The 19,747-nt window shown below is 61.8% G+C and carries 18 protein-coding genes and 3 tRNA genes; 13 read left to right on the top strand and 8 right to left on the bottom strand.

Going from position 1 to position 19,747, the window contains the following annotated elements; genetic code table 11:
• Window positions 1–226 precede the first annotated feature (226 nt).
• Both O7A60_RS16955 and O7A60_RS16950 read left to right on the top strand, forming a co-directional pair.
• Complete coding sequence (locus tag O7A60_RS16955; protein ID WP_337107224.1) at window positions 227–1,345, top strand: DUF2157 domain-containing protein; 1,119 nt, start codon at window positions 227–229, stop codon at window positions 1,343–1,345.
• Entirely contained in the window at window positions 1,342–1,926 is a 585-nt protein-coding gene (locus O7A60_RS16950) for a GDYXXLXY domain-containing protein (RefSeq protein ID WP_337107223.1), read from the top strand. Before O7A60_RS16955 ends, O7A60_RS16950 begins: the two co-directional genes overlap by 4 nt.
• 25 nt (window positions 1,927–1,951) lie before the next feature.
• Here the strand turns inward: O7A60_RS16950 and O7A60_RS16945 are convergent, their stop codons facing one another.
• Together O7A60_RS16945 and O7A60_RS16940 are read right to left on the bottom strand one after the other, a co-directional pair.
• Window positions 1,952–2,656, bottom strand: a complete 705-nt coding sequence (locus O7A60_RS16945; protein ID WP_337107222.1) for a class I SAM-dependent methyltransferase — start codon at window positions 2,654–2,656, stop codon at window positions 1,952–1,954.
• A 142-nt stretch (window positions 2,657–2,798) separates the two neighbouring features.
• Window positions 2,799–2,883: transfer RNA gene (locus O7A60_RS16940), tRNA-Leu, on the bottom strand.
• Between the two features lie 360 nt (window positions 2,884–3,243).
• Here O7A60_RS16940 and tig point away from each other — a divergent pair.
• Together tig and O7A60_RS16930 are read left to right on the top strand one after the other, a co-directional pair.
• Window positions 3,244–4,719 (top strand): trigger factor, encoded by a 1,476-nt coding sequence (tig, locus tag O7A60_RS16935; RefSeq protein ID WP_337107221.1) that lies wholly within the window; start codon window positions 3,244–3,246, stop codon window positions 4,717–4,719.
• A 174-nt stretch (window positions 4,720–4,893) separates the two neighbouring features.
• Window positions 4,894–5,394: a hypothetical protein gene (locus O7A60_RS16930; RefSeq protein ID WP_337107220.1), complete on the top strand. Its 501-nt coding sequence runs from the start codon at window positions 4,894–4,896 to the stop codon at window positions 5,392–5,394.
• A 156-nt stretch (window positions 5,395–5,550) separates the two neighbouring features.
• Here the strand turns inward: O7A60_RS16930 and radC are convergent, their stop codons facing one another.
• Window positions 5,551–6,312, bottom strand: a complete 762-nt coding sequence (gene radC, locus O7A60_RS16925) for a RadC family protein (protein WP_337107219.1) — start codon at window positions 6,310–6,312, stop codon at window positions 5,551–5,553.
• 588 nt (window positions 6,313–6,900) lie between these two features.
• Window positions 6,901–7,728: a type I methionyl aminopeptidase gene (map, locus tag O7A60_RS16920; protein ID WP_027146820.1), complete on the bottom strand. Its 828-nt coding sequence runs from the start codon at window positions 7,726–7,728 to the stop codon at window positions 6,901–6,903.
• A 358-nt stretch (window positions 7,729–8,086) separates the two neighbouring features.
• On the opposite strand from map, the gene O7A60_RS16915 reads away from it, so the two are divergent.
• The 6 genes from O7A60_RS16915 (at window position 8,087) to O7A60_RS16890 (ending at window position 11,354) form a co-directional block, all read left to right on the top strand.
• Window positions 8,087–8,383 (top strand): DUF982 domain-containing protein, encoded by a 297-nt coding sequence (locus O7A60_RS16915; RefSeq protein WP_140508771.1) that lies wholly within the window; start codon window positions 8,087–8,089, stop codon window positions 8,381–8,383.
• Between the two features lie 163 nt (window positions 8,384–8,546).
• Window positions 8,547–8,810, top strand: coding sequence for a DUF6074 family protein (locus tag O7A60_RS16910; protein WP_027146822.1), 264 nt, complete (start codon window positions 8,547–8,549; stop codon window positions 8,808–8,810).
• A gap of 171 nt (window positions 8,811–8,981) precedes the next feature.
• A complete protein-coding gene (locus O7A60_RS16905) occupies window positions 8,982–10,220 on the top strand; it encodes a pilus assembly protein TadG-related protein (RefSeq protein ID WP_337107259.1) in 1,239 nt (412 codons plus the stop codon).
• Window positions 10,217–10,666, top strand: a complete 450-nt coding sequence (locus O7A60_RS16900; RefSeq protein WP_337107218.1) for a TadE/TadG family type IV pilus assembly protein — start codon at window positions 10,217–10,219, stop codon at window positions 10,664–10,666. The genes O7A60_RS16905 and O7A60_RS16900 overlap by 4 nt, the downstream gene beginning before the upstream one ends.
• Complete coding sequence (locus O7A60_RS16895) at window positions 10,656–11,060, top strand: TadE/TadG family type IV pilus assembly protein (RefSeq protein ID WP_337107217.1); 405 nt, start codon at window positions 10,656–10,658, stop codon at window positions 11,058–11,060. The genes O7A60_RS16900 and O7A60_RS16895 overlap by 11 nt, the downstream gene beginning before the upstream one ends.
• A 219-nt stretch (window positions 11,061–11,279) precedes the next feature.
• A tRNA-Ser gene (locus tag O7A60_RS16890) sits at window positions 11,280–11,354 on the top strand.
• Between the two features lie 102 nt (window positions 11,355–11,456).
• Here O7A60_RS16890 and O7A60_RS16885 read toward each other — a convergent pair.
• From O7A60_RS16885 to phaC, 4 genes are all read right to left on the bottom strand, one after another.
• Entirely contained in the window at window positions 11,457–12,596 is a 1,140-nt protein-coding gene (locus O7A60_RS16885) for a hypothetical protein (RefSeq protein WP_337107216.1), read from the bottom strand.
• Between the two features lie 214 nt (window positions 12,597–12,810).
• A tRNA-Glu gene (locus O7A60_RS16880) sits at window positions 12,811–12,885 on the bottom strand.
• Window positions 12,886–13,252: 367 nt separating this feature from the next.
• Complete coding sequence (locus O7A60_RS16875) at window positions 13,253–14,500, bottom strand: YcbK family protein (RefSeq protein WP_337107215.1); 1,248 nt, start codon at window positions 14,498–14,500, stop codon at window positions 13,253–13,255.
• A gap of 215 nt (window positions 14,501–14,715) precedes the next feature.
• Window positions 14,716–16,551, bottom strand: coding sequence for a class I poly(R)-hydroxyalkanoic acid synthase (gene phaC / locus O7A60_RS16870; RefSeq protein WP_337107214.1), 1,836 nt, complete (start codon window positions 16,549–16,551; stop codon window positions 14,716–14,718).
• Between the two features lie 98 nt (window positions 16,552–16,649).
• Here phaC and O7A60_RS16865 point away from each other — a divergent pair, with 98 nt between their 5' ends.
• The 3 genes from O7A60_RS16865 to O7A60_RS16855 are packed head-to-tail and all read left to right on the top strand — an operon-like array spanning window position 16,650 to window position 19,655.
• Window positions 16,650–17,042, top strand: coding sequence for a hypothetical protein (locus tag O7A60_RS16865; RefSeq protein ID WP_337107213.1), 393 nt, complete (start codon window positions 16,650–16,652; stop codon window positions 17,040–17,042).
• 44 nt (window positions 17,043–17,086) lie between these two features.
• Window positions 17,087–18,304, top strand: coding sequence for an LL-diaminopimelate aminotransferase (locus O7A60_RS16860; RefSeq protein ID WP_015317568.1), 1,218 nt, complete (start codon window positions 17,087–17,089; stop codon window positions 18,302–18,304).
• Between the two features lie 37 nt (window positions 18,305–18,341).
• On the top strand, window positions 18,342–19,655 hold the full coding sequence (locus tag O7A60_RS16855; RefSeq protein WP_140508785.1) for a homoserine dehydrogenase: 1,314 nt from the start codon (window positions 18,342–18,344) through the stop codon (window positions 19,653–19,655).
• Window positions 19,656–19,747 lie beyond the last annotated feature (92 nt).

Here is a 19,747-nt window from a genome sequence, read left to right as displayed (position 1 = left end):
CTCGTTTCGTCTTTCTCGCGGATCGTTCCGTTTGTGTACGAACCATAAATAGGAGACCCATATCGATTTAAAAGCGCTATGACTGCATGGCAGCAATGCAAATTGTGCAATGCAACATTAACGCGGCTTCACGGACCTGACACAAAGAAGCCGGAATCAGAAAGTGCCGTGGCGTCAAGGATTTGGCTGCGTCGGCTAAAAAGACGACCGGGTGGGGAGTGAGGACATGGCGGGATACTCGACACGGGTCAGGGCCGATATCGAGCGATGGCGGCAGGCCGGACTGATCGACGCCTCGACGGCTGATGTGCTGAGGCGCGACGTCGAGATCAACGCACGCCAGTCGCTCAGCTTCGGCTCGATACTGGCGATGATGGCAGCCCTGCTCTTTGGAGCGGCCGTCCTTATCTTCGTCGCCGCCAATTGGGAAACGATCCCGCGGCTGGCGCGGGTGGCCGCGCTTTTCGCCATCATCCTTGGCGGCTATGTCGGCGGCGCGGTGCTGAAGACGCGCGACCATGCGGCAATCGGCGAAGCCCTGTGGATCGTGGCAGCGGCCGCGTTCGGCGGCTCGATCGCGCTGATTGGCCAGATGTACCATTTGTCCGGCGACGAGGCTTCGGCGCTGGTCACCTGGGGCGCCGGCACGGCGCTGGCGGCGATCGCGCTGCGGTCGAACCCGCTGACCGTCGCGGCGGTCGGTATCGCCGACGCCTGGCTGTTCCTGAAAGGGTTCGACTATTACAGCCGTAGCGACTTTCCGCATGCCTTCGTCGTCATGGCGGTGGTGCTGTTTGCCGTCTCGTTCTGGACCCGCAGCCAGCCGGCGCGGCACCTGATCATCCTGTCGCTGCTCTTCTATCTCGTATTGCTGGCGATGGACCATGCGACGCTGCCGGTGGCGATCCCGCTGGTCATAGTCTCTGTGGTGCTTTTCGCTGTTGCCGTCTTTGCACCGGAACCGGTCGACAGGATCGTGCGGCTTGGCGGCCGCTTGCCGTTGCACGCGTTGCTTGGCTTCCTCGCCGGCCTAGCCATCATCCAGTTCGAACTGGCCGACGAAAGTACCTACAACAGCGGTTTCGCCATCGCGTCGGTCGTCGCACTGGCCGGCATCGTCGCGGCAGTCGTGCTGGCAGGGCGCGAGAGCTGGGGACTGCGCTGGCTCGCCTATCTCGGCTTCGCCTTCGAACTCGCCATCATCTATGTCGTGACCTTGCAGTCGATGCTCGATACGGCCGGCTTCTTCCTGGCCGCCGCGGTGCTGCTCGGCGTGCTTGCGATCGTCATCATCCGCGTCGAAAAACGCATGAAAGATCCAGCCACCGGGGGAGCCACGGCATGATGACCGGAAAGAGGCTTGTCATCTCGGCACTGGTCCTGACGCTCGTCCAGATCGGATTCCTGAGTTGGATCATCGCCGGACGGGCAGCGATCCTGCGCAATGGCAAGGAGGTGCTGCTGAAGATCGAGCCCGTCGATCCGCGCGACCTCTTGCGCGGCGACTATATCATCCTCGGCTATGACATTTCGCGCATACCGGTGAAAATGATCGCCAACATTCCCGAGGGCAAATTCTCGAGCGACGACACGCCGATCGTGGTCCGGCTGAAGAAGGGCACCGATGGGTACTGGACACCGACCACAGCCTGGTTCGGCAAGGCGCCGGGCCCGGCCAGCGCAGAGGAGGCCGACATTTCGGGCCATGTCGCCGCGGGTTGGGACCTTCGCGGCGAAGGCATGACGATCGCGCCGGATTACGGCATCGAACGGTTCTACCTGCCCGAAGGCGAAGGGCTGGCGATTCAGGGTGACATGCGGGTGCGCCCGTTCGGGATCAAGCTGGCGCTCGCTGCCGATGGCACGGCGCAGATCAAGGCGCTGGTGGATGGCGACAAGACGCTGTTCGAGGAGCCGCTTTATTGATGTCCATCGCGCCCATAATGTGATTTCAGAGAAGTTTTCGGCGAAGCAGTCGAAAGTCGACAATGCGGAGGAGTCTGATTTTGTCGGTCACGAATCTGTCGAATGCCGCGTCGAAATCATTCCCGATCGCTCGCCATTCGTCTCTCAACGCGCGAACGCGCCGTGCGCGCAGCCAGTTCTTTACCTTGGCGACGGCCCCCTTGGGTTTCAGGATAACGCCACAGCCGTAGTCGGCATCCACAGTGAAATAGTCGAGATCCGGATTGCCCAGAACGAAATCAATAAATGCCTTGTAGGTCACGCCGCACCACTCACCGAGGAAAAAGGAGGGATTGGCCGCGGTCCGGTTTGGGGGCAGGCAGTCATGCACCACCACGGCACCCCCGGGCGAGACCATGCGGAAGGCTTCCCGGATATCGCGCGCCGAGCACTCGTATGTGTGGTGCGGATCAACGAACACAATGTCGAATGTCTGCCCCTTTAGGCGCACGTCATTGAGACATGCCGCAATATCCTCGTCTGCGGAGATGAAATCCACGGGGAGGCCATCGACTGGCGGCTCAGTTGCCCGATACACCAGGCGCATGCAGGGCTGAAAACCCAATTGTGATGCTTCTATATACCTGAAGCCCGTAGTGCTCGTGTTGATCTCCAGGTAACTCGTGAGCCCGAAGCGCACCGAGAGCAGCCCACAGATGTGGGCCTTGTTCCAGTATTCAAGCATCATCATTGTCCCGCCATTCCCGACAATGAGTTGACCTCATTATCGGCAATCTCTCAAGCGATCGATCGGTAGGACTTTTCACGGGCTTTCGGCCGCGGACGATAGCAACGGATCCGGGATGAGGCGGAGCCAAACGCTCATGTGGGGTTGGTGCGGATGAAGGGACTCGAACCCCCACGCCTTTCGGCACTGGAACCTAAATCCAGGGCGTCTACCAGTTCCGCCACATCCGCATGACCCGGCAATCCCATGTAGCCATCATTCTGTCAATGTCGGAGACAAGATGTCGGGTCAGGGCCGAAATGTTGGTTATTCGCCTAAACGCGAAGACTGTTGAAAATTAGGCTCGCCTGTGACAAAAGGCGTGTCAAATGTGACGGGACGCGACGATCCGCTTCTACAAGATGTGATAAGAAGTAGGAAAAACAAGAACTTATTCACATTTTGGAACGCAGTTTGGGAGAGTTTGAGCCGCATTTCCGGTCAAATCGCCAGGTTCCGTACCAAAAGCCATTCCCGGCAAGAATTACCGGCAGGCTGTAAACGGCAGGGAGCCGTTTGGCAGCCTCATTGGTGAAAACAAAGGTTTTACGATGCAGGTCACCGAAACACTCAATTCCGGTCTCAAGCGCGAGATCAAGATCACCGTGCCGGCCGGTGACATGGAAGCCAAGCTGATGGCGCGGCTGTCGGACGCCCGCGACAAGGTTCGCATCAACGGCTTCCGTCCGGGCAAGGTGCCGGTGCAGCACCTGCGCAAGGTTTATGGCAAGTCGTTCATGGCCGAGGTGGTCAACGAGATCCTCAACGACTCGACCCGTTCGATCATCACCGGACGCGGCGAAAAGGCCGCCATGCAGCCCGAGGTCATCATGACCGAGGACGAGAAGGAAGCCGAGAAGATCCTGGCCGGCGGCGCCGACTTCGAATTCCGCCTCAATTATGAGGTCATTCCGGCGATCGAGATCAAGGATTTCTCCGACATCAAGGTGACGCGCCAGGTGTTCGACGTTCCGGATTCGGAGATCGACGACCAGGTCAAGCGCGTCGCTGAATCGGCCCGCAGCTACGAGCCGAAGACCGGCAAGGCCGCCGAGGGCGACCGCGTCTCGATCGACTATGTCGGCAAGATCGCCGGCGAGGCTTTCGCTGGCGGCGCCGGCAATGATCAGCCGCTGGTGCTGGGCTCCAAGGAGTTCATTCCGGGCTTCGAGGAGCAGCTGATCGGCACCAAGGCCGGCGACGAGAAGCAGGTCACCGTGACCTTCCCGGACAACTACCAGGCAGCGCATCTGGCCGGCAAGGAAGCGACCTTCGACGTCACGGTCAAGGAAGTGTCGAAGCCCGGCGAATTGGAAATCAACGACGAGACCGCCAAGAACCTTGGCCTGGAGTCGCTCGAGCGCCTGCGTGACATCGTGCGCGGCCAGATCGAGAACCAGTTCGGCTCGATGACGCGCCAGAAGGTCAAGCGCCAGTTGCTCGATCAGCTCGATGCGGCCTATTCGTTCGAAGCACCGTCGAAGCTCGTCGAGGCGGAATTCAACAACATCTGGGCACAGGTCAACCGCGACCTGGAAGCCGCCGGCCGCACCTTCGCCGACGAGGAGACGACCGAGGAAGAGGCGCGCGCCGAATATATGCGCCTTGCCGAGCGCCGCGTGCGCCTCGGCCTCGTGTTGGCCGAGATCGGCGAGAAGGCCGGCGTCACCGTGTCGGACGAGGAACTGCAGCGCGGCCTGTTCGAGCAGGTTCGCCGCTTCCCGGCCAACCAGCAGCAGGAAGCCTTCGAGTTCTACCGCAGCAACCCCGAGGCGCTGAACGCGCTCAGGGCGCCGATGTTCGAGGAGAAGGTTGTCGACCACCTGCTCGAACAGATCTCGGTCACCGACGTCAAGGTCAGCAAGGAAGAGCTGATGGCCGACGACGAGGAGGCCGAAACCGCGACCAAGGCGAAGCCGGCCAAGAAGGCCGCCGCGAAGAAAGCTGACGACAAGAAAGCCGACGAGGCGGAAGAGCCGAAGAAGAAAGCCGCACCGAAGAAAAGGGCGGCCAAGGACGCCGAATAGGGCGCACGTTCCGACGAATTCCGAAAAGCCGCCTCCGGGCGGCCTTTTTCGTTGCGAAACTGCAACATCGGATTCGTTCCTGATGGGCACCGGTGGCGATACGAAGCCTTGATCATTATCTGATTGGTTGGAAGACCAGAGGTAGTTGGTGATGTCGTTGGGGTGTTCGTGGAAATGAGGCGCGCTGCCGCCACGGTGTTTTTCCTGGCCTTGGCTTGCGGCGCTGCCGGGGCCGGCACGGACAATTGGCGTTTCGACACCGGCAATGACGGCCTCGTCACCGCATCGGTCTATGCCACCAACAAGCTGATCACCGGGGGCGGTGCGCTGAGCTACAGCCCGGTGCTGACCATTGCCTGCCGTGCGGACGGCGAGCCGGCCTGGACCGAATGGCTGCAATTGAACGACGCGGTCTCCGCCAGCCGGAAAATCACCATGTCGATCACCATCGACGGCGACAACAAATTCGATGAGAGCTGGTCCGTCGGCACACGCGGCAGGCTGCTGATGCGCGACGGCGCCGAGGCAATCAAGCGCCTCGTCCCGGCAAACCGCCTGCTGCTGTCGTGGCGCTTCGGGCTGCTGTCCGGACGCGGCCAGGCCGATTTCGACCTGGCCGGCTTCGGTGAGGCGGTCAGACAGATTGCCGGCAACTGCAAGACCGATCCGCCTTGATTGTGAAAAGGGGCAGCCTTTTGGGCTGTTGCTACCGGAAGATTGATCCGAAAAGTGCGCGATATCGGCATCGTTCTTCCAAGATTGAATGATTTTCAAATTCCAGCCAAGGCATCATCCGGCGCTCTGGCGGCGCTGCCTCGCGGGATTCCGGACTCAGATCAGCAACAACCCCTTCATGCTGGAATAACCTTTTCGCCCGATGATGATGTGGTCGTGCACGGAAATACCCAGCCGCTTGGCCGCTTCGATGATCTCCTTCGTCATCTCAATATCGGCGCGCGACGGTGTTGGGTCGCCCGAGGGGTGGTTGTGGACCAGGATGATCGCGGTGGCCGACAGTTCGAGCGCGCGCTTGACCACTTCCCTGGGATAGACCGGCGTGTGGTCGACCGTGCCGGTCTGCTGCACTTCGTCGGCGATCAGCGCGTTCTTCTTGTCGAGGAACAGGATGCGGAACTGCTCGCGCGCCTCGAACGCCATGGCCGAGCGGCAATAGTCGAGAAGCTGTTGCCATGAGGCCAGGACTTCGCGGCCATGGACCTCGCCGCGCGCCATGCGCTGGGCGGTTGCCGCGACGACCTTCAGCTCGAGCGCCACGGTCGGGCCGATGCCCTTGACCTCCTGCAACAGGCCGACGGGCGCGCCGAGCACTTCGGCCAAGGTGCCGAAGCGGGCCAGCAGCGCCTTGGCGACCGGCTTGGTGTCGGCGCGCGGGATCAGGCGGAAGAGCAGGAGTTCCAGAAGCTCATAGTCGGGCAAGGCATCCGGACCGGCCGAGGCAAAGCGCTCGCGCAGACGATCGCGATGGCCGAGATAATGCGGTTTTTCATCGACTGCCGCCTTGGCTCTCGCCGCCGGCCGCACCGGCACCTCGGAGAAGAAGCTCCGTTCGTCGTCGTCGCCTTGTGTCGCCATGTGCCGCCCATATCCAGCCCGCAGCTGAGCAATGATCGCTGATCCCCACGAAATACTAGGACGGCGGGCAGGGGCGGTCGAGGTCTTTTCGGCGGCAAGGAATGGATGGCCTCCGCCTTCCGCGCAATGTTGCGGCAATGGGAGTCGCGCAAGCTCTCGGTGTCGTCATCGATGACGCCCCATTCGGAGACAACCAAGATGCCCAGGCTCATTCGTATCCTGCTGTCCGCCGGCCTGCTCCTGAGCTTCAGTCGATGCCATACCCGCCGATAGCCGCCCTGGTCGGAACCTGCCGATTCATCTCATCCAATATGATGATCCTTGCACGGACGGCCGTTACAGCGACGGGAGGCCGCATAATTGCCGGGAGATCCTGCGCATGCTGGATCGCCGGGAGCGTTATCGGGAAAGGCACGACTATTACCGCCGCGAACGCTACGATCCATGCACCGATGGCAGGGTCAGCGATGGCCGTCCGCACAGTTGCCGGGAAATAATGCGCTGGTTACGAGACCAGGACGAGGGCGAAGACTGGCGGCCACGCAAACACTGGAAATAGACCGCCATCCAAAACCTCGCGACGGCCTCCTAGACCGGCAAGCCGGGGCGGTCGAGCTTTTTGGGCGACAAAGTAAAAATCTCGCAGCCGGTGTCGGTCACGCCGATCGTGTGCTCGTATTGCGCCGACAGCGAGCGGTCGCGTGTCACCGCCGTCCAGCCGTCCGACAGGACCTTCACATGCGGCCGGCCGAGGTTGATCATCGGCTCGATGGTGAAGATCATGCCGGGGCGCATTTCCACGCCTTCATTGGCATTGCCGTAGTGCAGGATGTTGGGAGCGTCGTGGAACAGCTGACCGACGCCGTGGCCGCAGAAATCGCGCACCACCGAGCAGCGCTCGGCTTCGGCGTAGGTCTGGATGGCGGCGCCGATGACACCGGTGCGCGCGCCCGGCCTGACGGCGGCGATGCCGCGCATCAGGCATTCGTGGGTGACCTCGAGCAGGCGTTCGGCTGCCCGCTTGATCGTGCCGACCGGGTACATGCGCGAGGAATCGCCGTGCCAGCCGTCGAGGATGTAGGTCACGTCGATGTTGACGATATCGCCATCCTTCAGCGGCTTGTTGTCGGGAATGCCGTGACAGACGACATGGTTGATCGAGGTGCAGGACGATTTCGTGTAGCCGCGATAGTTGAGCGTGGCCGGCAGTGCGCCGTGATCCATGCCGAACTCGAAGACGAAACGGTCGATGGTGTCGGTGGTGACTCCGGGGCCGACCATCGGCACCAGCTCGTCCAGGCAGCGCGCGGTGAGGTCACATGCCTTGCGCATGCCGGCAAAGCCTTCCTCGCCATAAAGGCGGATCTGGCCGGTGTTTCTGAGCGGTGCCGTGGCGGCGTCGAGATAGGTGACCATTTTGCCCATATAGAAGGTGGCGCGCCGCAGGAGCGCGGGCGCGGAGATGTCACCAGATTTGGCACCTGAGGGCGAAAGGTTCAAGGACGAACTGCCTGATGCGGCCCCAACGGCCCGGATATTCGCTTGCCCCGCCGGTCAGGCGCACGGCCTTCGACGCGGAGACCGACCCGGCCAACCAGTAATAGCGCCGCCGGAAAGGCCTGCCGGGCCGCTCGATGCCGGCAGACCTTCCCTTGCCAGATGCAGCAAAGGAGGCAGTTTTCCGCAGTGACGACACATTTCCGTGGCACACCGCACAAAGCAACTTTTGACGATGAGCGGCGTTGCTTGGGCGATGCCGGTCGGGAGATGTCGGATGGACAGATTGCAATTCGAGGTGCCGGTGCGCATCGCACCAGGCCCCGGCTTGCCCGTCGAGGAAATCTACAGCGTCGAGCAGGCGCTCGATTTTCTGCAGGACTGGCCGGCGCGCCGGCAGGGACCGGTGTATCAGAAAGCCTTCAATGCCTGTTTCGGTGCCACGGTCGATGTGGTCGAGACCGAAGACGCCTGCCGGGCGTTCATGGCGTTCTGCCGCGTCGCCGGACTGATGGCCGGCGACATGATGGCGCCGCGCAAGCGCGGCGGCGAGGCGCGAGCGCTGCAGGCCTGAGGCGTCATCGACTGGGGGGAACCAGTTCAGCTTGAGTGTGCATGACGATCCGCTTGCGCCGATGCATTGGCCGGCGCTGTTAAGCTTCCGTTTCCACCTTCGCGGTTAGCCATTGATTGTTCGGCAATGGTTGATTCGTTGCGTCAGTTTCATGGGTCGGAAGATGTCCTCAGAAAAAGTCCGTGCGTTCCCGATCGATCGTCAGCTGTTCTTGGTCAGGGAAGTTGCCGCCAAGCTCGGCAATCTGCATGGCGAGACCGCCACCTCGTTCTGGAAGACAAAGGCGGCGGAGTTGCTCGATCTCATTGTCGGGACGGGCAGGGACAGAACGGCAGCCGGTGACGAAGTGCGCAGGTTCTTCCTTGCCGTTCAAAGAGAATTATCGGCTGGTGCGACCGTGGAAGAGGTCCCGATCCTTACCGCCTGAAGTAAATCCTGCCGCAAGCAGGCTGCACGCTTGGCGAAATGCGTCATTTGCCCTCATGACGTCCCGAGAAGGTCGCGTACCGAGGCTGGCTGGCTAGCCAATGGCCGCCTCGTAGAAAGTGAATCGAACTTTTTAGCCGTTCATTCATACATGCGTGCTTTCTAAATGATCATGCTGTTCAATTGCTTCACCCGGATTCGGCTCGTGGCGGCCGGCATGCTCCGCAGCAGAGCCGCGAATGTCGCCACCATCTTTGCCCTTACCCTGCCGATCGTTGTCGGTGCGGCGGGTTTTGGCGTTGAAACCTCCTATTGGTACTATAACAGCTTGAGATTGCAGGCCACGGCGGATGCCGCCGCCTATGCCGGCGCGCTGGAGAAGATCGCGGGTTCCGACACGCCGACGATCGTCGCGGCCGCGACCCAGTCGGCGACCGACAACGGCCTCGGGAACGGCACCATCGTCGTCAACACGCCGCCGACGTCTGGACCGAACACTGCCAAAAAGGCGGTCGAGGTGATCCTCGACCAGAATCTCGACCGGATATTCACCTCCATCTTCACGCAGGGCAAGGTGCCGGAGCGGGCGAGGGCGGTGGCGCTCGTCACCGACGCCTCCAAGGCCTGCCTCCGGGCGCTCAATCCATCGGCGCCGCAGTCGGTGCTCTTCTCCGGCAGCACCAGCATGACGCTCAACGGCTGCGTCATCATGACGAATTCGATCGCCAGTGACGCCATCAAGGTGCAGGGATCGGCGGGTCTCACGGCCGACTGCCTGATCTCGGCTGGCGGGGTCGTGCTGAACAATCCGGTGACCACGATCTGCAAGGCGCCGATCACCCAGGCCTTGCCCATACCCGATCCGTTCGCCAGCGTGCCGGCGCCCGTTGTCTCCAACCCATGCCAGAATGTCAACGGAGGCAAGTCGACCCAAACGATCCAGCCCGGGACTTATTGCAGTGGCATGAACCTCAACGGCAATGTCACGCTTTCTCCCGGCGTTTATGTTGTCCAGGGCAATTTGAAAATCAACGCGGGCGCTGTCATCCAGGGCGACGGCGTCACCATCTTCATGGCCGGCAGCAGCACCGTCAGCATGAACGGGAACGCCACCGTGACGCTCAGCGCGCCGCAGTCGGGCACCTATTCCGGCATGCTGTTCTACGGCGACAGGACAGGCGTGGCGGCACAGAGCACCTTCAACGGTACGGCAACATCCTTGCTGACCGGCGCCATCTATTTCCCCAAGCAGCAGGTCAACTACCTCGGCAATTTCTCAGGCAACAACGGCTGCACGCAGCTTGTGGCCGACACTATCCAGTGGTCCGGCAATTCCACGATCAACCAGGACTGCTCGAGCCTGGGAATGAAGGACATCCCCGCGGCGGCGTCGGTCGCGATTGTCGAATGAAGCGCGTGGCCCATCGATTGATCCCAGCCATTCGCGAAGACGCGGGCGCTGCCGCGGTTGAGTTCGCGATGGTCCTGCCCATCCTTTGCGTGGTACTGCTCGGCATCGCCGACGGCTGGTCATACGTCACCAGTTCGCTGTCGATGCGTGCCGGCGTGAAGACGGCGGCGAACATGGTCTTGGCGGGCTCCGCCGACGACAGCGCGACGCGGGCCGCGGCACTGGCGAACTGGGAGAGGATGCCGGACGACGGTCAGGTCACGCTGAGCCGGATCTACAAATGCGGGACGACCGTGGTCGACGCCTCGACCTTGTGCAGCGGGCCGAAGGCACCGTCGGTCTTTGTCCAGATCAACGCGTCGGCCACGTGGACCCCGCCTTTCACCTTCGGCGTCTTTTCCGCCCCCAGCACGATCGGCCACCAGGAGCTGATCCGTGTTCGATAATGCGAGAGCCTTCAGGGCCGATCGATCGGGCGGAGCCGCGCTCGAATTCGCGCTGATCGCACCGTTCCTTATCATGCTGCTATTCGGAATCTTCGCCTTCGGCTGGTCTATGAATTCGGCCTCCAGCGTTCGCTACACGCTGGAGGCATCCGCACGGTCCCTGCAGCTTAACAACACGCTGACCCAGGCCGACATCCAGGCGATCGCGACGCAGAAACTGCTTGCGCTGGGCCTGAAGAACGTGAACGTCACGATCGCCACCGACCCGGCGAGCGGCGGCTTTCGCATGGCGCACCTGACCGCTGCCTATTCGTTCGTCATAGATTTCCCATATTTCGACGCCTACCCGATCAATTACGCGACGACCGTTACCGTGCCGCTGGTCGGCGGTTAGCCACGTAGTCTGCCACACCGCGAAGCTGCTGGCCTCGAGCCCTGCGGTCGGGCTGCATGAGTTCCCCTCGTTGACGAGCAATTCAAGTCTGGCAAAGGAGTCATGGGTCGGCTCTTTTCCGTCGCGTGACGGGCTCTTTTTCCACAGTGGGGCGTAGCCGAAATTATTATCCAAGACATCAAGGATCTTGAAACTTCTGCCCGTTACCAGAGCACGTATGGCCTCGTGGCGGAGCGGCTACGCTAGAGACTGCAAACTCGGAAGCCTCGGTTCGATTCCGAGGCGAGGCCTCCAAAATTCCGAAGCTGATGGACTGGTGGATCGGGCGGGAGTGGATCCATCCCTGGTCCATTTCCGCATTACGCCAAGCGTTTCCGCTTGAGCGCAAAAAAAGTTCTAACGGAACAGATATTTCGACACTTCGGGGTTGCCGCGGCGCCACATCACATTGTCGAGGAAGTAATGGTGCACGTTGATGAAAATCAACACGATGAAGAAGAACAGCGACGATCCCAGGACTTCCCGGTCATAGGGGATAAGGGCCGTCAGCACGGTCGGCACCAGCCAGAAACCCAGACCGCCGAGGAGAAGGCCAGCACCGATGAACTCCAGAAGCCGCACCCTGTAAGCCGGACCAAGGATGGACAGGATTCTGGATGGTGGAACGTTCTCGGCATCGCGCTCGTCACGCTCGAAATTGCTCTGGTAACGCCAGACCACCGCCAGGTACTGCAAGGAATGGAGCGCCGGCACCACAAGCAGCCAGAGCGGATTTGTCCTTACGATCAGAATCCAGAGATATAGGGACGCGATGTAGGCGATGACGCCGTTATACGGCAGGCTGCCGCCATTCCTGCTCCAACGATTGATCAGCATCACGGCAGTGGCGGCCGTGGAAGCGGCCGCGGCCGACGGCGCAATCGCGTTGAGCCATGCAGGGGTGGCAAACGTATAATATTCCAGCCCCAGGTATTTTCCCTGGCTGACCGCCGTGTTCGTCTGAAGCCATGCGAACAGCCAAACGGCATAGCTGTTGATCAGCAGGATTTTCTTGTCCGGATCGGTGAAGAACCTGCGCTTCAGGACGGCATCCACCATCAACATACCGTAGCCTTGCTTGACGTAGTGCCAGCCCACGAAAAAGAACATCGCGTTGGTTGCGTTGCCCAGCAGCCGGGCGTTCGCCGTTATCGAGCCGTAGGCAAAAAATACACCCATGAGCAGGGGAACGACGATGCCGGCGACGATGTAGCGGATCTGGAGGTTCCTGTCGTAGCCGTCGCCGCGCAGCTTCCGCCCAAAATTGCGGTAGAAGAGTTGGTATGAGTGGGCGAAGTGCGGATAGTTGATCAGATAAGCCAGGAAAAGCATCGTCGCCGCCACGAGACCTTCGTATCTCAGTGGCACAAAGTACAGCGCCGGCAAGATCAGGAATGCGCTGCCGCCGAGCATCAGAAAGTCCGCGAACGGACCAAAGAGATATCTCGGTGGCATTGCCGCGGGAGCGCGTATATCCGCCGAAAGGTGAACTGCCATATGAGCGCTCCCTTCGTATTCCATTTAACCACCGGCCCGTCTGATCGACAAGATAGAGGAGCCGGGCGCTAGACTAGCGCGAAAGGCATGGGGTATCGGCTGCAACGGATGCCGTAACCCGCAATGTTGTCGACGCGATGTCGCCCCTGCCAAATTGCATTGGCCAGGCGTTCGCTGCGTAGAATCGGAAGAGGGGCCGGAGGTCCGGAAGATCTGGTACGCCCAAGGGGAATCGAACCCCTGTTACCGCCGTGAAAGGGCGGTGTCCTAACCGCTAGACGATGGGCGCGCTCAGACGAAGCGGCTTATACTGGCGTTGCGCGTAACCGGCAACCCGTTAGGTGCCGCCTTGGACAACTTTTTTCCAGCCTGCCAAATCAGCGATTTCGCGAGGGGTCGGTAGGGCTTGGCGATCAGCGGTGACATTAGTCGCCTCGCCATCCACGGGCGGAGCAAGGAGCGTAGCGACGCGGCGCAGACCCGAGAATCATGCCGCGACTTCAACGCGTTGCCTCGGTGCAGAATTCTGCTCCCGTTGCGATCTTTGCCAGGGTCACGGCATGGATTTCGGGTCTTCGCGACGGAGCTTCGCTCCCGCTTAGCCCAAGGGTGGGAACGACTCTGGCCTGCTGAGGTTCCGGTCCGTCAAATCGCTGCTAGCCGTCGTCACCGCCGCTGCGCCGGCGGCAGCGCCAGTTCCAGTCGCGCTCGGGGCCGACATCGACATGGACCGATTCGGTGTGGCAGTAGGTGCCGACGCCGCCGCGGCCGGGCATGGTCCTGATGTAGCTCGCAAGCTCCCATTTGGAGACGCCGGGCACCTGGATGTCGGCGGCGGCGCAATACATGTGCAACGAATTCTTGGCGCCGTTGGCGCGCCGGTTGCGGGCCGGGTCGCGATAGCCCGAGGTCACCATCATCTTGCGGCCGTAGTGGCCTTCGATCGTCTTCAGCACGCGCACCAGCGAGGGCTTCAGGCAGGCGACGTCCACGCTCTCATTCTGCTTCAGCAGTCCGTTGGGTGCCAGGCGCGCCATGCCGGCCGCAGACGCAACCTGATAGCTGCCGCCCGAGCCTTCGTCCTCATTGAGGTCGACGTCGCTTTCGTCGTCGAGGCCGGATTTGCGTTTGATCTCGAACAGGGCTGTCTGGCGCACGCCAGGCAGGGCATCGCTACCCGTAATGTGACCGGCATCGTCCCCGGTCGAAGCCAACTGTATCGGCTTTGCCGCGGAATCGGCCGAGGCCAGTGTGATGATCGGCTTTGCTGCCGCCGGGGCAGGCTTGGCCTGCGCGGCAGGCTGTTCGCCCGATCGCGTGTTGACCAGCGGAGCGGGTGTTGCCGAAGCGGGGGTGGCGCCAAACATCGAGGCCAGGAAGCCTTTTTTCTTCGGCGCCTCGGCTTGCGGCGCCTCGCCAGCGGTCACATAAACCGGATTGTTCATTACCGGTGCCGCGGCCGGCTTCGGCGCCGTCGCGGCGGCATCGGCGGCGGCGATCTTCTGGGCGACCGCGTCGGTCTGCTGCGCCGTCTGTACCTGCTGCTGCAAGGACTGCGGCGTCTGACCCGCGATCGTTTCCGTGCCTGCCGGTATGGTGAGCGGGAAAGTGGCCCCAGGCTTGGCCATCGGTAGGTAGGCAACCTTTTCGGGGAGTGCCGTGTCGCTTTCGCTCATCACGGTCGTCTGCTCCGTCGCTACCTGCGACGACGAATCGGCGGCGAGGGGCTTGCCCGTGGAGGCGGCGTGGATGTCGGATGCGGAAGCATTGTAGCCGGGCATTCCGACCGACATTGCCGGATCGCCAGCCGACGTGCAGGAGGCCAGAAGCATCGAGCAGAACGCTGCCACAATGACGCGGCGTTCTCCCTTTGCGAGGCTCCATCCTGCTGATTTCAAAGTCAAATTCCCCCTCGATGTCCGGTCGGTGTATCCTTGGCGCTGACTGGTATGTCTGCGTTAGGGTGCCCCTTGTCTCCGATCCGGAAACGAGACCTGTGTCAAATCAGCAAGCCTGTAAGTATTTTTGCAGCGATTGCCGAATTGCGGCTGCTTAATGGTTGACGACACCATTTCGCCCGCTTTTGCGGGGGCGTCAACTCACCAGACATTACAGTCCGTTACACACGTACCTTGACATAGGTGCCAGGAGCATCGCCCAAGGTTTTCATATGCTTGCCGGGTTTGCGGGCAGGTACACGGGTGTTGTCCTTGGCCTCTATCCAACTTTGCCAGTGTGGCCACCAGGACCCGGGATGGTCCGTGGCGCTTTCTATCCACTGGTCGAAGTCGCCTTTCGGCGGGCCGCCAGTCCAGTACTGATATTTGTTGGATGCGGGCGGATTGACGACGCCCGCGATATGCCCCGATCCCGCCATCACGTACTCGACCTTGCCGCCGAAATATTTCGAGCCGAGGAAGACGGACAGCGCCGGCGCGATGTGATCTTCCCGCGAGGCGAGGTTGTAGACCGGGATGGTGACATCGCCGAGCGAGACCGTGTGCCCCGCAAGTTCCATCGTGCCGCGCGAGAGGTTGTTCTCGAGATAGCAGTTGCGCAGGTAGAACGAGTGGTTGGCCGCCGCCATGCGGGTCGAATCGGCGTTCCAGTAGAGCAGGTCGAAGGGCAGGGGATCCTTGCCGCGCATGTAGTTGTTGACGACATAGGGCCAGATCAGGTCGCCCGAGCGCAGCATGTTGAAGGCGGTGGCCATCTTGGTGCCGTCGAGGTAGCCCTTTTCGTTCATCGCCTTTTCCACCGCCGCGACCTGCTCCTCGTCGACGAACACTTTCAGGTCGCCGGCATGGGTGAAGTCGACCTGTGTGGTGAAGAAGGTCGCCGACTTGATGCGGTCGTCGCCTTCTCCGGCCATCAGCGCCAGTGCCGCCGCCAGCAGCGTACCTCCGACGCAGTAACCTATGGCGTTGACGTCGCGCTCGCCGGTCGCCTTCTCGATCGTGTCGAGGCCGTATTGCAGGCCTTCCCGGATGTAGGCTTCCCAGTTCTTGGCGCCATGACGTTCGTCCGGATTGATCCAGGAGATGACGAAAACGGTGTGGCCTTGCTCGATGGCCCAGCGGATGAAGGATTTCTGCGGGTTGAGGTCGAGGATGTAGAACTTGTTGATCCAGGGCGGGCAGATCAGCAGCGGGCGTTTCGACACTGTCTCGGTTGCCGGATCATACTGGATAATCTCGGCGACGTCGCTGCGGCCGACCACCTTGCCGGGCGTCGTGGCGATGTTCTTGCCGATCTCGAAGGGCGAATAATCGGCCTGGCGCAATTTCAGGTCGCCCTTGCCGGCGGCGATGTCCTCGGCCAGCATCTTCATGCCGCGCACCAGGTTTTCGCCGTTGGAGGCGACGGTTTCGCGAAACAATTCCGGATTGGTCAGGATGAAATTGGACGGCGAGATGGCGTTGGATACCTGCTTGACGTAGAAGCTCGCCTTATGGCGGGTATGCTCGTCCAGGCCTTCGGCGTGCTCGACCAGTTCGGACGCCCAGCGCGAGGTGACGAGATAGGCCTGCTTGAGGAAATCGAAGAAGGCGTTGCGGCCCCATTCCGGATCCTGGAAGCGCTTGTCGCCGCGCTCCGGCTTGACGGCATCGTCGGCACCCTCGGCGTTCGGGCTGACGCGCTGGATGGCGTTCGCCCAAACCGTCATATAGCCGGCGAACAGCCGCGTCTGCGCTTCGAGCGCACGCTGCGGATCGGCAAGCCAGTATTCGCTGAGCTTCGAGAAGGTCTTGACCATGTCGACGACCGGCTCGGCGACGTGGTCGCGCACCTCACCCTTTTCGCGCGGTTCGGCCCAGGCGGACGCCGCCTTGCCGGCCTGCTCGATCATCCGCGCCATGTTCAGCGCAAAGCGTTCCGGGTCCTTCACCAGATATTGCTCGACCGTCGAAGGTCCGCCATCTTCCGCTTTGCCCGAATCGGGTGTTTTGGACATGGTTCGCGGGGTTCCTCCGGAAGCGTTTTCTTGACATATTAACATGGGACATCCGACAGGGTCCAATCTCGCTCTACCCCGGCTGCCAAGGAAACAATATGACGATTAAGTTTGGCGAGACTGTTTTTTTCGGTGGCGGCCACTTTTGCCGCATCGGCGCGACAATCATGCTCCTGGGCGTTGCCGGATGCTCGAGCACAAATACCGGCGGTCCGGTGCCGATGGCCACCGACGCGGGTCCGAAGGACACCGGTACCTTTCCGAACCTGAACATCCCGCCGCAAGTGGCGGCGAAACAATTCACCGAGACCGAGAAGAACGCCAAGCTCGCCCAACTGAAGGCCGACGAGAAGGGGCAAGGCGCCAAGAGCGGCGGCGCGGCCGTCACCAACCAGGCGACGCTGACCGATCTCGCCAAGAAACATGGCCCGCAGACGCTGAAGCAGATCGAAGGCAAATGCGACCCCGCCCTCGACCCTACCTGCAAATGAGTATATAGCGCGCGCCCAACGCTCCCTTGCTGTCTGGAACTGCCATGGAAGAATTTCACAAGGTCCGCCGGCTTCCGCCTTACGTGTTCGAGCAGGTCAACCGGCTCAAGGCCAGTGCCCGTTCGCGCGGTGCCGATATCGTCGACCTCGGCATGGGCAATCCGGACCTGCCGACGCCCAAGGCCATCGTCGACAAATTGTGCGAGGTGGTGCGCGATCCGCGGACGCACCGCTATTCCTCATCGCGCGGCATTCCCGGCCTGCGCCGCGCCCAGGCAAACTACTATGCCCGCCGCTTCGGCGTGAAGCTCAACCCCGACACCCAGGTGGTCGCCACGCTTGGCTCGAAGGAAGGTTTCGCCAACATGGCGCAGGCGATCACCGCGCCGGGCGACGTGATCCTGTGCCCCAACCCGACCTATCCGATCCACGCTTTCGGCTTTATCATGTCGGGCGGCGTCATCCGCTCGCTGCAGGTCGAGCCCGATGATGGCTTCATTCCCGCGCTCGAGCGCGGCGTCCGCCATTCGATCCCGAAGCCGCTGGCGCTGATCCTCAACTATCCGTCGAACCCGACGGCGCTGGTCGCCTCGCTCGATTTCTACAAGGACGTGGTGGCCTTCGCCAAGAAGAACGACATCATCATCCTGTCCGACCTTGCCTATTCCGAAATCTACTTCGACGGCAATCCGCCACCCTCGGTACTGCAGGTGCCGGGCGCCATCGATGTCTGCGTCGAGTTCACCTCGATGTCGAAAACCTTTTCCATGCCCGGCTGGCGCATGGGCTTCGCCGTGGGCAATGAACGGCTGATCTCGGCGCTGACCCGGGTCAAATCCTATCTCGATTACGGTGCCTTCACGCCGATCCAGGTGGCGGCCGCGCACGCGCTCAATGGCGACGGCGCCGACATCGCCGAAGTGCGTGACATCTATCACAAGCGCCGCGACGTGATGGTCGATGCGTTCGGCCGCGCCGGATGGACCATTCCGGCACCGGCGGCCTCGATGTTCGCCTGGGCGCCGATCCCGGAGCCGTTCCGGCATCTGGGATCCCTCGAATTCTCCAAGCTGCTCATCGAGCATGCCGACGTTGCGGTGGCGCCCGGTGTCGGCTTCGGCGAGCATGGCGACGATTTCGTGCGCGTGGCGCTGGTCGAGAACGAGCACCGGATCCGCCAGGCGGCGCGCAACATCAAGCGCTTCCTGTCTGCCAGCGCCAAGCAGCCCAACAATGTGGTGCCGCTTTCCGCCCACCGGTAAATACAAATTCGATCTGATTTGAGGGGCGCCGCCTTCCATGGCTGAAGCACTGCGTGTTGGAATTGCCGGACTTGGCACGGTCGGTGCATCGGTGGCGCGCGTGTTGCGCGACAAGGCGGCGGAGTTGACCCGCCAATGCGGGCGCGACATCATCGTGTCGGCGGTTTCGGCACGCGACCGGAAACGCGACCGTGGCACCGATCTGAGCTCCGCGAACTGGTTCGACGATCCGGTGAAGATGGCACAGACCGCTGAGATCGACGTTTTCGTCGAGCTGATCGGCGGCGATGAGGGGCCGGCGCGTGCCTCTGTGAAGGCGGCGCTCGAAGCCGGCCGCCATGTCGTCACCGCCAATAAGGCGCTGCTTGCCAAGCATGGCGTGGCGCTTGCCGAAATCGCCGAGAAGAAGGGCGTGCTGCTCAACTACGAGGCCGCGGTGGCAGGTGGCATTCCCGTCATCAAGACGATGCGCGAAGCGATGGCCGGCAACTCGGTCAGCCGTGTGTTCGGCATTCTCAACGGCACCTGCAACTATATCCTGACGCGCATGGAGGCCGAGGGCGTTTCCTTCGACGTCGTGCTGAAGGACGCGCAACGGCTGGGTTATGCCGAAGCCGATCCGACCTTCGACATCGAGGGCCATGACACCGCGCACAAGCTGTCGATCCTGACCAGCCTTGCTTTCGGCACCAGGATTGCCGCCAACGACATCTACATGGAAGGCATTTCCAACATCACCCAGGCCGACATCCGTGCGGCAGGCGATCTTGGCTACCGGATCAAGCTGCTCGGCGTCGCCCAGCGTACCGAAAGCGGCATCGAGCAGCGCGTGCATCCGACCATGGTGCCGACGGCTTCCGTCATCGCGCAGGTGCATGGCGTCACCAATGCGGTGGCGATCGAGACCGACATTTTGGGCGAATTGCTGCTCTCCGGTCCCGGCGCCGGCGGCAACGCCACCGCCTCGGCGGTCATCGGCGACGTCGCCGACATCGCCAAGAGCCGGCCAGGCTTTCAGCATGGTCCTGTCTTCGGCCTGCCGGCGAAGGAGCTGAAACCGTATAAGAAGGCGCAGATGCGCAGCCACGCCGGCGGTTACTTCATCCGGCTGACGGTGCATGACCGCATCGGCGTGTTCGCAGCAATCGCCAAGCGCATGGCCGACAATGATATTTCGCTGGAATCGATCGTCCAGCACGCGGTCAGCGGCGAGGCGGCGGCGCAGAAGACGGTGATCCTCGTCACCCACGAGACCACCGAGGCCGCCGTGCGCAAGGCCGTCGACGGCATCACCAAGGACGGCCATCTGACCGACAAGCCGCAGGTCATCCGCATCGAGCGAGCAGGGTAGCAGCGGCCTCGTCGGCGCGGGCATAACCACCGGCGGCGCATTTCCGTTCTGTGAGGATCCCACTGCCGCCCGGAACGAATTGGCGTCGGCAC

Source organism: Mesorhizobium salmacidum (SeqCode), from assembly GCF_037179605.1.
Classification (GTDB): Bacteria; Pseudomonadota; Alphaproteobacteria; order Rhizobiales; family Rhizobiaceae; genus Mesorhizobium; species Mesorhizobium salmacidum.
Note: the sequence above shows the minus strand (reverse complement) of the source record. Positions and strands in the feature narration are given on the sequence as shown.

Bases quoted from the DNA above. Each gene is read 5' to 3' on its own strand.
- O7A60_RS16955 (WP_337107224.1), top strand. From the start codon at position 227: ATGGCGGGATACTCGACACGGGTCAGGGCCGATATCGAGCGATGGCGG.
- O7A60_RS16950 (WP_337107223.1), top strand. From the start codon at position 1,342: ATGATGACCGGAAAGAGGCTTGTCATCTCGGCACTGGTCCTGACGCTC.
- O7A60_RS16945 (WP_337107222.1), bottom strand. From the start codon at position 2,656: ATGATGATGCTTGAATACTGGAACAAGGCCCACATCTGTGGGCTGCTC.
- tig (WP_337107221.1), top strand. From the start codon at position 3,244: ATGCAGGTCACCGAAACACTCAATTCCGGTCTCAAGCGCGAGATCAAG.
- O7A60_RS16930 (WP_337107220.1), top strand. From the start codon at position 4,894: ATGAGGCGCGCTGCCGCCACGGTGTTTTTCCTGGCCTTGGCTTGCGGC.
- radC (WP_337107219.1), bottom strand. From the start codon at position 6,312: ATGGCGACACAAGGCGACGACGACGAACGGAGCTTCTTCTCCGAGGTG.
- map (WP_027146820.1), bottom strand. From the start codon at position 7,728: ATGGTCACCTATCTCGACGCCGCCACGGCACCGCTCAGAAACACCGGC.
- O7A60_RS16915 (WP_140508771.1), top strand. From the start codon at position 8,087: ATGGACAGATTGCAATTCGAGGTGCCGGTGCGCATCGCACCAGGCCCC.
- O7A60_RS16910 (WP_027146822.1), top strand. From the start codon at position 8,547: ATGTCCTCAGAAAAAGTCCGTGCGTTCCCGATCGATCGTCAGCTGTTC.
- O7A60_RS16905 (WP_337107259.1), top strand. From the start codon at position 8,982: ATGCTGTTCAATTGCTTCACCCGGATTCGGCTCGTGGCGGCCGGCATG.
- O7A60_RS16900 (WP_337107218.1), top strand. From the start codon at position 10,217: ATGAAGCGCGTGGCCCATCGATTGATCCCAGCCATTCGCGAAGACGCG.
- O7A60_RS16885 (WP_337107216.1), bottom strand. From the start codon at position 12,596: ATGGCAGTTCACCTTTCGGCGGATATACGCGCTCCCGCGGCAATGCCA.
- phaC (WP_337107214.1), bottom strand. From the start codon at position 16,551: ATGTCCAAAACACCCGATTCGGGCAAAGCGGAAGATGGCGGACCTTCG.
- O7A60_RS16865 (WP_337107213.1), top strand. From the start codon at position 16,650: ATGACGATTAAGTTTGGCGAGACTGTTTTTTTCGGTGGCGGCCACTTT.
- O7A60_RS16860 (WP_015317568.1), top strand. From the start codon at position 17,087: ATGGAAGAATTTCACAAGGTCCGCCGGCTTCCGCCTTACGTGTTCGAG.
- O7A60_RS16855 (WP_140508785.1), top strand. From the start codon at position 18,342: ATGGCTGAAGCACTGCGTGTTGGAATTGCCGGACTTGGCACGGTCGGT.